Below are 13,511 nucleotides of genomic sequence, written 5' to 3' on the forward strand. Positions count from 1 at the left end.
TTAGTGCCTATTGAAATTGCTGCATTAACTGATAAAACTTTTCGCGTTGTGAGGTGATTAATTCACCTTGTTCATCACGACCGAGAAACACTTTGAAGATCACATCCCCATTGGCATCTTCAAACACAAAGGCATAACTTTCGCGACCTCGATGGGGTTTGGTCTGGAAGCTGATTTGCTCAACTTTCTGCAGATTCAAATGCCCATGAAAGCCATGACCATCCGCCTGCAGGTTATAGAAACCTTCGGCCACACTGCCACGGGGAAAAGGACCGCCAAACTCAAACACGCTACCACCATGAATAACGATAGTAGTCATCGGCCCCCAATCACAGATCTGTTCCAGTAATTGTTGGGCATTTTGTCCCGGCATTATTGAGACTGGTGTTACTGCTGGTTCCTGTTGCATAAATCTACTCCGCATTAGAACTGATAGCGTACGGCTAATCTTACATCACGTCCCGGCATATACAGCTCTTGAAACGCCACTCGGTAATATTGATCAGTCAGGTTATTGAGGCTGAGATCCAACTTAAGGTTGGGCATAGTGACCGGCTCCCATGTCGCATAGATATCGGCCAGGGTATAACGATCATAATCACGACTATCTGCGGACGGGGTACGATTCTGCGCCTCGATATGACTGACCCTCAGCCCGGTTTTTACACTGCGATTAACAAAACGCTGGCTCAGATCCAATACCCATTTATCTGCCGGAATACCACTGATTTTCTCACCTGTTTGTTTATCTTCACCACGAGTCTGTCCGTAAGACAAGGCAGCATTAAAATCATTTAGACCATAATTAAATGTCAGCTCAAAGCCCTTTAATCGAGCTTCGTCAACGTTGCTATATTCAGTATTCAAAGCGAACGGGCTTCCAAATATCACTGCATAATTGGTCAACTCTTGTTCGATAAAATTATCTACTTCGTTATAAAAAATATCTGCTCTTAAATTAAGTCGATCATTTTCTCTAAAGACAGCTTGCAAGTTGTAATCCGCTGAAAACTCCCAATTGCGTGATTCTTCAGGCTTTAAATTGGGATCCGGGATATACGTGTTACAAATGTTGCCAAAATAACAAAAGTGAGTACCTGAAGTGTAAAGCTCTTCTACACTTGGAGCCCGAAAAGCTTCGTCGTAACGTAATGTCAGATTCAACTTCTCCGTGGTTTGCCACACCATAGCTGCCGAAGGTGAAAAGGCATTATTACTACGATCTTCATCACTATTACTGGCTTCAGTACTGAAGTAGTCATATCGCCCTCCCAACTCCAGTCGCCAGGCTTCTGCAAGAGGAACATGTACTTCAGTAAACGCACCCCAAACTTCAGTTGTTGCATTCATCGGAGTTGGTCGATTAATACCACTACGCGCTGTAGACAATTTATCCTGATAGCCATCAACACCATAGATAAAACTGATATTGCCCAGCTCAGTTCGGTTATTCAGATTCAAGCCCAATGTTTCAATTTCAGTATTATCAGCTCGACGATCTGATAAACGATATTCCTGCATTTCGGTATTATTCCAGTACAACATCAACTGGGCATTAAGCCAGTCACTGCCTGGATTCAGACGATAATCAACCGAAGCATGATCGGTCTGGTTTTCTCGGTTAATCATAACGTTTCGGGAATCGATATTGGCCGATCCATTTGAGGGAACTTCTCCAGCCACTTCAGAACTACGAATGTTAAATGTCGCTGTTTGAGCATCATCAATAAACCAGTCAACTTTGGCCATCACGCCTTTATCACGTGCTGCAGATCCCTCCAGATTCTTACCATTGCCCAGTTCTATATCATTACCATCACGATAAAAACTGGAAACTAGCCAGTCGAGATTCTCAAAGCGTCCAGCCAGTGCCGCTGTGGTCAACCATTTATCACTGTTGCTGTGATAGCCCTGCTTGATAAAACCGCCAAAATCCTTTGTTCCCAACAAATCAGCTGCATGAATCGTGTTTTGTGAAATCACGCCGCCAAGCGCGCCAGAGCCCCATAACGCACTGCTCGGCCCTTTCACTACTTCAACACTTTTGATTAATTCCGGGTCCAGAAAATAGGTCGGGCGATGGCCTGACATAAAGTTTTGTCTGACCCCATCCACCAGCTGTAACACCTGAGTATCTCCCAAGCCACGGATATTCACATTCTGCACATCATCTCTTGGGCCACCACTCAGCGTGACATTGGGCAGATGGGCAACTGTTTGGGGCACAGAAGTCGCCTGAATTTGTTCCAATTCAGCTTTATCAATCACTGTGATATTACGACTCGGTGTTACAGATTGCTCTGCATTACGTGTTGCAGTGATCTTGATTTCTTCCATTTCCAGAGGCGTTTGGGCGTGGCTTGTTGATACCAATAGTGGACTAAGCAAAAGCACAGACTGAATCAGGGTAGGGAGGGTTTTACGTTGTGTGTTCATTATTTCCTCAGTAAAGATCGCCTTAACGTTCAAAAAATTGATTTGCAGATAAGAATTACTGCATCAGGCTGGGGAAATTATCACACCCTACACAACATGTAAATAATAACAATTATCATTTAGATTTAACTTAACAAATTATTTATTTGTGGTTAAACTTCTGCACTTGCTAATGGCGCTCTTAAATAACGAGCCCGAAACTGATTTACCCTGCTTGGAGTTGTTCATGTCTCAATCTAAATTTTCTCGTCTTAATACGAGAAAACTATTTTACGGCGTTTTATTACTATTAACTGCTCAAATTACTTTGGCTGAGCCGGTTCATACCGAGAGAATCATCAGTGTCGATAGCAATGCCACAGAAATTTTGCTGGCCTTGGGTGCCGGATCCAAAATTATCGCCACTGATATCACCAGTGAGCCATTACTCACAAGTCAGAATGTTAAACAACTCGGCTATCACCGTGCGTTGTCGGCCGAAGCGATTTTATCGTTACAACCAGATTTGATTGTGGGCAGCGACCATACCGGGCCCGCCCCCACTGTAAAAGCCATTCAAAATGCAAAGATTAACTTTATCCAGCTCAACAGTCCGCAAACCATTGCGGACCTGCGCAGTAATATTCAGCACTTAGCCAGAGCACTGGATCGTGAAAAAACCGGTCAGCAATTAATTGACGATATTCAACGAATGGAAACCGCCATCACCGATCATCTCAATGGAACAAATTTAAAAATGGTGTTTCTGCTGGATTTGAATGATCGGGGGTTATCACAGGCTGGACGTGACACTGTTGGCCATGCCCTCATCAATGTACTTGATGGTCAAAATATCAGCGAATTTAATGGTTATCAGTCAGTCTCGTTGGAATCTATTCTGGCTATGAATCCTGATGTCATTATGGTTGGCAGGCGTGGTAATGGCGCCCCTGAAACGGAACAATTATTGACACGTTATCCTTTGCTTAACAACACCTCTGCCGGTCAAACAAACCGCATTATCAGTATTGATGCCAGTAAGTTAATTGCTGGACTCAGCATAACCGCCGTGCAACAAGCCGATAAGTTGGCAACCATCATTTACTCCTCAGCAAAATGAGTTATGCCAAATATTTACCTGCCAGCCTGAATGGCTGGCGGCGGAGCATCTGGCTAATGATGAGTCTGTTGTTGATGGTAAGTGTGTTGCTATCAATCATGCTTGGGCCAATGACGTTACCTGCCAAACAAAGTTTATTGAGCATTCTAGACAAATTATTCGGTAGTGATTTCAGTCAGCTTAATGCCTTCCAAACAGCTATTATTTGGGAATTACGCTGGCCAAGAACCCTGCTCGCTATCTTTATCGGAGCTTTATTAGCGCTTTGTGGTGCCGTCACTCAGGGGTTATTTCGTAACCCCCTGGCCGATCCTGGCATTATCGGCGTGTCATCGGGTGCGGGACTGGGCGCTGCCATTGCCATTGTGCTGTTACCTGCTTCACTCAGCTATCTAACGACTCCCATAGCAGCATTTCTTGGCGGTTTGATAACTACTTTGCTGGTGTATCGATTGGCACAATCGCAGAATGGTGGCACATCGGTATTAATTCTGTTGTTGGCAGGGGTAGCCATTGCGGCTTTCAGCGGGGCGATTATTGGTTTTATGACCTATATTGCCAATGATATGGCATTACGAGAGCTGACTTTGTGGGGCATGGGCTCGTTGAATGGTGCAAACAGCATATCTATTTGGCTGTCGGCACTGACCTGTCTTGGTCTATTGATGTTTTACCAAACTCAAGCACCGGCATTAAATGCCTTTCTGTTGGGGGAAGCCGAAGCCCGCCATCTAGGAATTAATGTCGAAAAATTAAAACTGCAATTGATTGTGGTCACCGCAATCGGCATTGGCATTGCCGTTTCAGCCACCGGCATTATCGGCTTTATCAGTCTGGTGGTGCCACATCTGGTGCGTATGACCATGGGCCCAGACCACCGAGTATTACTGCCATTATCGGCGCTCACTGGGGCGGTTTTATTACTGATGGCAGATATTGGCGCCAGGGTGATATTACCACCAGCAGAATTACCGGTAGGTTTAGTAACCGCATTAATCGGTGCGCCTTTCTTTGCTTTTTTGCTGATCCAACAACGTAAACGACTCAGTACTTTATAAGCCTGCCTATGCTCTTTATCGAAAATCTACTTGTCACTCAGGACCATCGACAAATTCTGAGTTTGCCAAAAGCCAGTTTGGTTTCCGGCGAGCTGGTGGCAGTTTTAGGTCCCAATGGGGCAGGTAAATCCAGTTTAATCAAAACTATCTGTGGAGAGTGGCCTGCCAATCAAGGCCAGATATATCTGCATGATAAATCGTTACAGCAATGGTCCAGACAACAACTGGCCAAACATCTTGGCGTATTACCGCAGGCCAGTCAGTTATCGTTTCCATTTAAAGCTCAAGAAGTTGTCGCGATTGGCGCTACGCCACTCAGCTTAAAGCGTCGTGATATTGAGAATGCCGTTCAAAAATGGATGCAGGCCACCGATACCTGGCAATTTGCCGACAGAATTTACACCAGCTTATCTGGCGGTGAACGACAACGGGTACAATTGGCCCGAGTGTTATTGCAATTGTCTCAGGCGGAACATGCGCCATTGTTATTACTTGATGAACCGACTTCAGCCCAAGATCTTGGTCAGCAACATCAGTTATTGAATTTGGTAAAATCGCTTTGTCAGCAAAATGGCTTCGCAGTGATCAGTATTTTGCATGATCTGAACCAAGCGAGTCGGTATGCTGACAAAGTGTGGCTTTTACATCAGGGTGAACTCGTCGCCCAAGGATCACCACCGCAGGTGCTTCAACCTGAAACAGTAATGAAAATATGGGGTTATCAGCCGGAGCTGTTTTTCAACAGCCAGGGCCAGCAAATACTGGTCTAATGCCGGCACAAGATCCCGTTGCATTGCTGCCTACCGACCGTAAAGAATTGATTAACATCCATGAGCACAGAAACCAGCTATCAGCTTAAAGGCATACTCAAACAAGCGTTGAGTTACAAAAAGCATCTGATCAAAGCCAACTTGATCGCATTTATTGCCACCATCTGTGCGGTTCCAGTGCCATTATTGCTCCCCATAATGGTCGATGAAGTGTTGCTAAATCAGCCAGGCGCTGCCGTCGCATTTATTTCCTCATTCACACCTGAAGAGTGGCACGGGCCAATTCTGTTTATCAGCGCCATGTTAATTCTGACGCTGGTATTACGTTTGGCCTCATTGGTTTTAAACGTGTTGCAATCACGCTATTTCACTATCATTGCCAAACGCATTACCTTTCGAATTCGCCGCCAGCTGATCAAACGGCTGGGCAAAATCGCCATTAGTGAATACGAAACCCGCGGCAGTGGTGGTATCTCCTCGCATTTTGTTACTGATATCGAGGTCATTGATAACTTTATCGGCAACACTATCAGCCGTTTTATCGTGGCGGTGCTGAGTATTATCGGTACTGCGGTGATTCTGCTGTTTCTACACTGGCAACTGGCTTTACTGATTCTGTTTATGAATCCGCTGGTGATTTATTTCACTATGCGAGTGGGCAAACAAGTTAAAGACCTGAAGAAAAATGAAAACACCGCCGTAGAGATTTTTCAGCAAAGTCTGACCGAAACACTTGATGCCATTCAGCAGATCCGTGCCGCCAATCGTGAAAAGCATTACTTTCTGCGGGTTATCGATCGTGCTCGAGGAGTGCGAGTACATGCCACCAGTTACGCATGGAAAAGTGATGCGGCAAATCGTATTTCCTTCGTTATTTTTCTGTTTGGTTTTGATGTGTTTCGCGCTGTCAGCATGTGGATGGTGGTGTTTTCCGATCTGAGTATCGGCCAGATGTTTGCGGTGTTTGGCTATCTGTGGTTCATGATGGGACCAGTGCAGGAAGTGTTGAATATTCAGTATGCTTATTACGCTGCTGGCGCCGCAGTCTCCAGATTGAACAAATTATTTTCTTTAAAGCAGGAAGTAGTTTATCCGGCCAAAACCAATCCGTTTGTTGATGGCCAAGCCAGCAGTATTCGGATTGAAAATCTGCATTTTAGTTATGACGAAAATAATCCGGTGTTAAGTGGGGTATCATTGGAAATCAAAGCTGGAGAGAAAGTGGCTCTGGTTGGGGCTAGCGGTGCCGGTAAATCCACACTGGTCAATGTGTTACTGGGGCTGTATCCGGCTGATAAGGGCATGGTGTATTTCAATGATGTGCCGGTCAGTGATATTGGCTTGGAAGGTGTGCGCGAACATGTGGCAACAGTGTTACAACATCCGGCGCTATTTAACGATTCAGTGCGGGAAAATATTACGCTGGGACGTCATTATTCTGATGAGGCTATCTGGCAGGCGATTCAAACCGCACAGATTGAGGATGTCATTCAAGCTATGCCGAAAGGTCTGGATACCCTAATTGGACGTTCAGGTGTCAAACTCTCAGGCGGACAACGTCAACGACTTGCTGTGGCACGCATGGCATTAATGAATCCAAGTGTAGTAGTTCTGGATGAAGCCACGTCAGCACTCGATAGCAATACCGAACATCATCTGCATATTGCCTTGGCGGATTATCTGAAAAACCGCACAACCATAATAATCGCGCATAGGTTAAGTGCTGTTCGCCAGGCAGATCGTATTGTGGTGTTTGATGGCGGTGAAATCATTGCTGATGGTGATCATGACAGTCTGATTCAGCAACATGGCATTTATCAGAAACTCTACGCTCAGCAGATTTAAGTTTTAGAATTAACCACAAAGACACAGGGTTAAATAATATATCTGTGTCTCTGTGGTTATTGTTTTAATCCCTTAGCGACGTTTTAACTGCTCAACGTCACGCACTGCGCCTCTGGCCGCGGAGGTGGTCAGGGCCGCATAAGCCTGCAGAGCAACACTCACTTTACGATCGCGATTAACCGGTTTCCAGGCCATTTCTCCACGCTGTTCCATATGGATACGTCTGTCTGCCAACTGGGCATCAGTCAATTCAACATTGATGCTGCGGCCAGGAATATCGATATGAATAATATCGCCTTCATCGACCAGGCCGATGTTGCCGCCTTCCGCAGCTTCGGGAGAAGCATGTCCAATGGATAAACCGGACGTACCACCGGAGAATCGTCCATCAGTTAGCAACGCACAAAGTTTGCCAAGTCCTTTGGATTTCAAATAACTGGTCGGGTACAACATTTCCTGCATACCCGGCCCGCCTTTCGGGCCTTCATAACGAATCAATACCACATCACCGGCTTGGATCTGTTCAGTCAAAATGGCCGTCACCGCGTGATCCTGAGATTCAAAAATTCGCGCTGGACCGGAGAATTTCAAAATCGATTCATCCACACCGGCGGTTTTAACAATGCAGCCCTCTTCCGCCAAATTACCGTACAAAACAGCCAAACCGCCGTCTTTACTGTAAGCATTTTCAATATTGCGGATACAGCCATTTTCACGATCTACATCTAATGACGGCCAACGGCAGTCTTGACTGAAAGCTGTTTGGGTAGGAATACCTGCAGGACCTGCCAGATATCGTTGTAAAGCTGGTTCATGATCAGTGCGAGCGACATCCCATAACGCTAAACCTTCAGCGAGCGTTTTACTGTGAACAGTTGGAACGTCGGTATGCAATAAACCGCCCGCTGCCAACTCTGACAGAATGCCCACAACACCACCGGCACGGTGTACGTCTTCCATATGGTATTTATTGGTGGCTGGAGCAACTTTGCAAAGATTGGGGATCTTGCGCGACATACGATCAATGTCCGCCATGGTGAAATCTACTTCACCTTCATGCGCGGCAGCCAATAAATGTAGAACGGTGTTGGTTGAACCGCCCATAGCAATATCCAAGGCAATGGCGTTTTCAAATGCGGCCTTGCTGGCGATTGAACGCGGTAACACATCTTCTTCATTATTTTCGTAGTAACGTTTGGCCAAATCGACGATACGACGACCCGCTTCCAGAAACAGTTCGCGGCGATCAGCATGTGTTGCCAGTAGAGAACCATTGCCAGGAAGCGACAAGCCCAAAGCTTCGGTCAGACAATTCATTGAGTTGGCTGTGAACATACCAGAGCAAGAACCACAGGTTGGGCAAGCACTGCGCTCAACTTGGGCAACATCTTCATCACTGACACTGTCATCTGCTGCCTGAACCATAGCGTCGACCAAATCGAGTTTTACATCCAGACCTGCCAATTTGGTTTTACCGGCCTCCATCGGGCCACCGGAAACAAATACCACCGGGATATTTAGACGCAATGCCGCCATCAACATGCCTGGAGTGATTTTGTCACAGTTGGAAATACACACCAGCGCATCGGCGCAATGAGCATTAACCATATACTCAACCGAGTCGGCGATAATTTCACGCGACGGTAAGCTGTAAAGCATGCCGCTATGACCCATGGCGATACCGTCATCGACAGCAATGGTGTTGAATTCTTTCGCAACACCGCCAACCCGTTCAATTTCACGCGCGACTAACTGACCGAGATCTTTTAGGTGAACATGACCTGGCACAAACTGTGTGAATGAGTTCGCAATCGCTATAATAGGTTTGCTGAAATCATCATCCTTCATGCCGGTGGCCCGCCATAAAGCACGAGCGCCCGCCATATTCCGGCCGGCTGTAGAAGTTTTTGAACGATATTCAGGCATTGATTCTCTCCAACAAAATTCAGACTGGCGTTCACTATAAAACAATAGACATTTACCAGATTATTCGAGAGATTTTACACGCAACTTGGCAAGCATGTTGAGACTACGATAAAAAGGCACTATGAATTCATCATCACAACAACCGACTGACGCGCATTTCGCCACCACAACTTCGTGGTTCAGGGCCGCTGCGCCCTATATTCATGCGCACAGTGGTGCGACATTTGTTATTGCTTTTGATGGTGAAACTATCGCAGCGGATAACTTTGATCATCTGATTCACGATCTGGCGATACTCAATAGCCTGGATATCCGACTAGTACTGGTTTTCGGAGCCCGCCCTCAAATTGAAGCGAAATGTGAAAAGCTTGATATAGCTGTGAAATATCATCGCGGCTTGCGTATAACCGATGATGCCAGTCTGCAAGTTGCTCGTGCTGTCGTAGGTGATTTACGCATCGCCATTGAATCCAAACTTTCTTTTGGTTTACCACACACACCGATGGCCGATTCACGGATCCGTTGTGTCAGTGGCAATCTTGTGACCGCACGCCCTGCCGGCATTATTGATGGTATCGATCTGGGACATACCGGCGAGGTCAGACGTATTGATGCTGAAGGTATTCAACAACAATTAAGCAATGGCAATTTAGTGTTGCTGCCGCCTTTAGGCTATTCGCTTACTGGAGAGATCTTTAATTTATCAGCTGAAGCCATTGCTACTGCGGTAGCCAGCAGATTGCAGGCTGATAAACTGATTTTTATTGGCCAAAGCAATGCCGATTTGCCGCGTGAAATTACTCTGCAGCAAGTCAAAGATTATGATCATCCATCGCTAAATGCTGCGGTCACTGCCTGTGAAGCCGGAGTCTGCCGGGTGCATTTACTTGATAGATCTGTTGATGGCGCGTTGTTACAGGAATTATTCAGTCGTGACGGTGTAGGCACATTGATTAGTGCGACATCCTTTGAAACCACTCGTCAGGCCACTATTGAGGATGTCGGCGGCATTCTGGAATTATTACAACCACTGGAACAGAGCGGTGTGTTGGTCAAACGTTCTCGGGAATTGCTGGAACGGGAAATTGAACATTTCACCGTGATGGAACGTGATGGCACGGTAGTCGCCTGCGCCGCGTTATATCCGTACCCTGAAAATAATGCTGCAGAATTGGCATGTATGGCGATTTCACCAGATTATCGTCATCAAGGTCGTGGCAAACAGTTATTGTCCATGTTGGAAAAACAAGCCAAAGCGTCTGGCTGGACCAGCCTGTATGTACTGACGACTCAGACTGCTCATTGGTTTATTGAACATGGATTTCAACCGTCTGCTATCAGTGAATTACCGATGCAAAAGCAGGCTTTATACAATTATCAACGTAATTCCAGCGTATTTAAAAAATTGCTGACTTAACTTTTAGAATCCGGCTTACCGGCGCGTTTTCGATATTCGGGAAACAATAATGGGGCAAACTCGTGAAGGGCTTTTTCATACACCCGACGTTTGAAAAATACGATTTCCTCGACCGGGGTCCAATAATCGACCCAGCGCCAATCATCAAACTCGGGTTTTTCATGCAGATCCAACCGCACATCGGTTTCATCACCAGTAAAACGCATTAAAAACCAGCGTTGTTTCTGACCGATACACAATGGTTTGTTGCCATAACGCAGATAACGTTTAGGCAGGCGGTAACGCAACCAGCCACGAGTAGTGGCCAATAACTCAACATGTTCACGCCCCAAGCCGATTTCTTCCGTCAATTCACGGAAGGCAGCCTGCTCTGGCGTTTCATTAAATTTAATGCCGCCCTGGGGAAACTGCCATGAGTCATGTTGAGCACGTTGTGCCCACAACACCTGGTTGAGTTCATTGCAGAGGATTATCCCCACATTGGCTCTAAAGCCATCTTTGTCTATCACGGTTCAATCTCTCGCCGGGGGCAACGGTAAGTACGGGCCGCCAGCATAATTATTTATAATAAGTTTAGATTAGTGAATGAGACATGAGGATGCAACGCATTTTGTCTTACAATACGCACTCATTTTATCGGGACATGACCAGTTACAATGGCTTTAGCAATATTTGATTTAGACAATACCTTACTTGGTGGAGACAGTGATTATTTGTGGGGGCGCTATTTGGCGGAAAATAGCATCGTTGATCCGCAGAGCTATCACGACACCAATCTGGCTTTTTATCATGACTATCAGTCAGGACAGCTGGATATTAATGCCTTTCTGCAGTTTGTGTTTGAACCGCTAGCCAATAACAGCATGCAAGATTTGCTCAACTGGCGCGCTGATTACCTGCAGCAGAAAATCCTGCCGATCATTCTGCCAAAAGGTCGTGAATTAATTGAACATCACCGCCAGCAAGATGACATTCTGCTAATCATCACCGCGACTAATAGTTTTTTGACCACGCCCATTGCTGAACTGTTAGGTATCGACAACCTGATTGCCACTGATCCTGAAATGATCGATGGGCGCTATACCGGTCAAGTGCGGGGTGTGCCGTCATTCCAACATGGCAAGGTAACCCGCTTGCAACATTGGTTGGCTGAACATGAGTACAACCTGGATGGCAGTTACTTCTACAGCGATTCACATAATGATCTGCCATTACTGGAGCAGGTCGACACGCCTATAGCGGTAGATCCGGATGACAAATTGGCGGAAGTTGCACGTCAACGCGACTGGAAAATTCTCAGTCTGCGTGAATAATTGCTACAATTCGGGGTTTTAATCACTTAAATTCAGGCCGGCAATTATGGAATGGGAAGTTGTTATCGGGTTAGAGATCCACGCCCAACTTGCAACCAAAACAAAAATTTTCTCCGGAGCAGCCACTGCTTACGGTGCGGCACCCAACACTCAGGCATGTGCAGTTGATCTGGGCTTGCCGGGCGTGCTGCCGGTGTTGAACAAAGAAGCCGTACGAATGGCGGTTAAATTTGGTCTAGCCGTTGATGCTGAAATTGCTGATCGCTCGGTGTTTGCCCGTAAAAACTATTTCTATCCAGACTTACCTAAAGGCTATCAAATCAGCCAGTTTGAATTGCCAGTAGTTGGCAAAGGCCAAATCACGATAGAAATGGAAGATGGCAGCGAGAAAATTGTCGGCATCACTCGCGCCCACCTCGAAGAAGATGCAGGTAAATCCTTACATGAAGATTTTCACGGTCAAACCGGTATTGATTTAAATCGTGCCGGTACGCCATTACTGGAAATTGTTTCCGAGCCTGATATGCGCAGTGCTAAAGAAGCCGTTGCCTATATGAGAAAAATCCACTCATTGGTGCGCTATCTGGAAATTTGTGACGGCAATATGCAGGAAGGTTCTTTCCGCTGTGATGCCAACGTTTCCGTACGCCCTAAAGGTCAGGAAAAATTTGGCACCCGTGCTGAGCTGAAAAACATCAATTCATTCCGTAACGTCGAACGTGCCATCAATATCGAAGTTGAACGGCAGATCGATGTGATTGAATCTGGCGGCACCGTCGTCCAGGAAACTCGCTTGTATGACGCTGATAAAAATGAAACCCGGTCGATGCGCAGCAAGGAAGAAGCAAACGACTACCGTTACTTCCCGGATCCTGACTTATTGCCATTAGTTTTGGATGAAGGACTGCTCGAACAGGTCCGTGCCACGTTGCCAGAACTGCCGAATGAAAAACGCGATCGTTTCGTCAATGACATGGGTTTATCAAAATATGATGCCAGTGTGTTGACCAGCAGTCGCGAACTAGCTGATTATTTTGAAGCCGTATTGGCCGCCACTGGCAATAAAGATCCAAAGCAATGTGCCAACTGGGTTATCGGTGATCTTTCCGGTGCGTTGAATAAAGCTGGCTTGGAGATCACTGAATCTCCAGTTTCTGCCCAGCAGCTTGGCAGTGTGTTGTTACGTATTCAGGACAACACCATCTCTGGCAAGATCGCCAAGCAGGTATTTGAAGCTATCTGGAACGGTGAAGGTGCCGATGCCGATGCCGTTATCGAATCCAAAGGTCTTAAACAAGTGACTGATACCGGTGCAATTGAGGCAATGATCGATGAAGTGATTGCCGCTAATCCAGAGCAAGTACAACAATATCGTGATGGTAAAGAGCAAGTATTCGGCTTTTTTGTTGGACAAGTGATGAAAGCCTCGAAAGGTAAAGCCAATCCAGGTCAGGTGAATGACATCCTTAAACAAAAACTCGCTGGCTAGCTTTTTGGCTTAATTTTTAAAAAGCCCTGACGCAACGATGTGTTCAGGGCTTTTTTATGCCCCGGATTTGTGCAAATCAGTTCACATTTTGAATTAAGCTACTCCCAGTATGCGGTGAACTGATGTAGTATCGGCTGAGGTTTTTGAACACATTCAAC

At 46.1% G+C, this 13,511-nt stretch carries 11 protein-coding genes; 7 read left to right on the top strand and 4 right to left on the bottom strand.

The genetic code is table 11. The features are described from left to right. Positions 1 to 7: 7 nt before the first annotated feature. On the bottom strand, positions 8 to 409 hold the full coding sequence (gene hutX, locus A9E74_RS00150; RefSeq protein WP_069294654.1) for a heme utilization cystosolic carrier protein HutX: 402 nt from the start codon (positions 407 to 409) through the stop codon (positions 8 to 10). Positions 410 to 423: 14 nt separating this feature from the next. After that, a complete protein-coding gene (locus tag A9E74_RS00155; RefSeq protein WP_069294655.1) occupies positions 424 to 2,436 on the bottom strand; it encodes a TonB-dependent hemoglobin/transferrin/lactoferrin family receptor in 2,013 nt (670 codons plus the stop codon). Positions 2,437 to 2,662: 226 nt separating this feature from the next. On the opposite strand from A9E74_RS00155, the gene A9E74_RS00160 reads away from it, so the two are divergent. Genes A9E74_RS00160 through A9E74_RS00175 form a run of 4 tightly spaced genes read left to right on the top strand, consistent with a single transcriptional unit; the run spans position 2,663 to position 7,208 of the window. Further along, on the top strand, positions 2,663 to 3,535 hold the full coding sequence (locus A9E74_RS00160; RefSeq protein WP_069294656.1) for a heme/hemin ABC transporter substrate-binding protein: 873 nt from the start codon (positions 2,663 to 2,665) through the stop codon (positions 3,533 to 3,535). Further along, on the top strand, positions 3,532 to 4,593 hold the full coding sequence (locus A9E74_RS00165) for a FecCD family ABC transporter permease (protein WP_069294657.1): 1,062 nt from the start codon (positions 3,532 to 3,534) through the stop codon (positions 4,591 to 4,593). The genes A9E74_RS00160 and A9E74_RS00165 overlap by 4 nt, the downstream gene beginning before the upstream one ends. A gap of 8 nt (positions 4,594 to 4,601) precedes the next feature. Beyond that, a complete protein-coding gene (locus tag A9E74_RS00170) occupies positions 4,602 to 5,363 on the top strand; it encodes a heme ABC transporter ATP-binding protein (RefSeq protein ID WP_069294658.1) in 762 nt (253 codons plus the stop codon). 60 nt (positions 5,364 to 5,423) lie between these two features. Next, a complete protein-coding gene (locus A9E74_RS00175; protein ID WP_069294659.1) occupies positions 5,424 to 7,208 on the top strand; it encodes an ABC transporter ATP-binding protein in 1,785 nt (594 codons plus the stop codon). A gap of 72 nt (positions 7,209 to 7,280) precedes the next feature. Here the strand turns inward: A9E74_RS00175 and ilvD are convergent, their stop codons facing one another. Next, on the bottom strand, positions 7,281 to 9,134 hold the full coding sequence (ilvD, locus tag A9E74_RS00180) for a dihydroxy-acid dehydratase (RefSeq protein WP_069294660.1): 1,854 nt from the start codon (positions 9,132 to 9,134) through the stop codon (positions 7,281 to 7,283). A 121-nt stretch (positions 9,135 to 9,255) separates the two neighbouring features. On the opposite strand from ilvD, the gene argA reads away from it, so the two are divergent. Continuing rightward, entirely contained in the window at positions 9,256 to 10,551 is a 1,296-nt protein-coding gene (gene argA, locus A9E74_RS00185) for an amino-acid N-acetyltransferase (protein ID WP_069294661.1), read from the top strand. On the opposite strand, the gene A9E74_RS00190 is transcribed toward argA, so the two are convergent. Next, positions 10,548 to 11,060, bottom strand: coding sequence for an RNA pyrophosphohydrolase (locus A9E74_RS00190; RefSeq protein WP_084002776.1), 513 nt, complete (start codon positions 11,058 to 11,060; stop codon positions 10,548 to 10,550). The two genes, argA and A9E74_RS00190, sit on opposite strands and share 4 nt — an antisense overlap. A 147-nt stretch (positions 11,061 to 11,207) precedes the next feature. Between A9E74_RS00190 and A9E74_RS00195 the strand changes: the two genes are divergently transcribed. Together A9E74_RS00195 and gatB are read left to right on the top strand one after the other, a co-directional pair. After that, a complete protein-coding gene (locus A9E74_RS00195) occupies positions 11,208 to 11,864 on the top strand; it encodes a histidinol-phosphatase (RefSeq protein WP_069294663.1) in 657 nt (218 codons plus the stop codon). Positions 11,865 to 11,910: 46 nt separating this feature from the next. Further along, positions 11,911 to 13,353: an Asp-tRNA(Asn)/Glu-tRNA(Gln) amidotransferase subunit GatB gene (gene gatB / locus A9E74_RS00200; protein ID WP_069294664.1), complete on the top strand. Its 1,443-nt coding sequence runs from the start codon at positions 11,911 to 11,913 to the stop codon at positions 13,351 to 13,353. Positions 13,354 to 13,511 lie beyond the last annotated feature (158 nt).

Source organism: Methylophaga muralis (assembly GCF_001720165.1).
GTDB classification, from domain to species: Bacteria; Pseudomonadota; Gammaproteobacteria; order Nitrosococcales; family Methylophagaceae; genus Methylophaga; species Methylophaga muralis.

Excerpts from the sequence above, each read along its gene's own strand:
- A9E74_RS00155 (WP_069294655.1), bottom strand. The coding sequence starts at position 2,436 with ATGAACACACAACGTAAAACCCTCCCTACCCTGATTCAGTCTGTGCTT.
- A9E74_RS00160 (WP_069294656.1), top strand. The coding sequence starts at position 2,663 with ATGTCTCAATCTAAATTTTCTCGTCTTAATACGAGAAAACTATTTTAC.
- A9E74_RS00165 (WP_069294657.1), top strand. The coding sequence starts at position 3,532 with ATGAGTTATGCCAAATATTTACCTGCCAGCCTGAATGGCTGGCGGCGG.
- A9E74_RS00195 (WP_069294663.1), top strand. The coding sequence starts at position 11,208 with ATGGCTTTAGCAATATTTGATTTAGACAATACCTTACTTGGTGGAGAC.
- ilvD (WP_069294660.1), bottom strand. The coding sequence starts at position 9,134 with ATGCCTGAATATCGTTCAAAAACTTCTACAGCCGGCCGGAATATGGCG.
- hutX (WP_069294654.1), bottom strand. The coding sequence starts at position 409 with ATGCAACAGGAACCAGCAGTAACACCAGTCTCAATAATGCCGGGACAA.
- argA (WP_069294661.1), top strand. The coding sequence starts at position 9,256 with ATGAATTCATCATCACAACAACCGACTGACGCGCATTTCGCCACCACA.
- gatB (WP_069294664.1), top strand. The coding sequence starts at position 11,911 with ATGGAATGGGAAGTTGTTATCGGGTTAGAGATCCACGCCCAACTTGCA.
- A9E74_RS00170 (WP_069294658.1), top strand. The coding sequence starts at position 4,602 with ATGCTCTTTATCGAAAATCTACTTGTCACTCAGGACCATCGACAAATT.
- A9E74_RS00175 (WP_069294659.1), top strand. The coding sequence starts at position 5,424 with ATGAGCACAGAAACCAGCTATCAGCTTAAAGGCATACTCAAACAAGCG.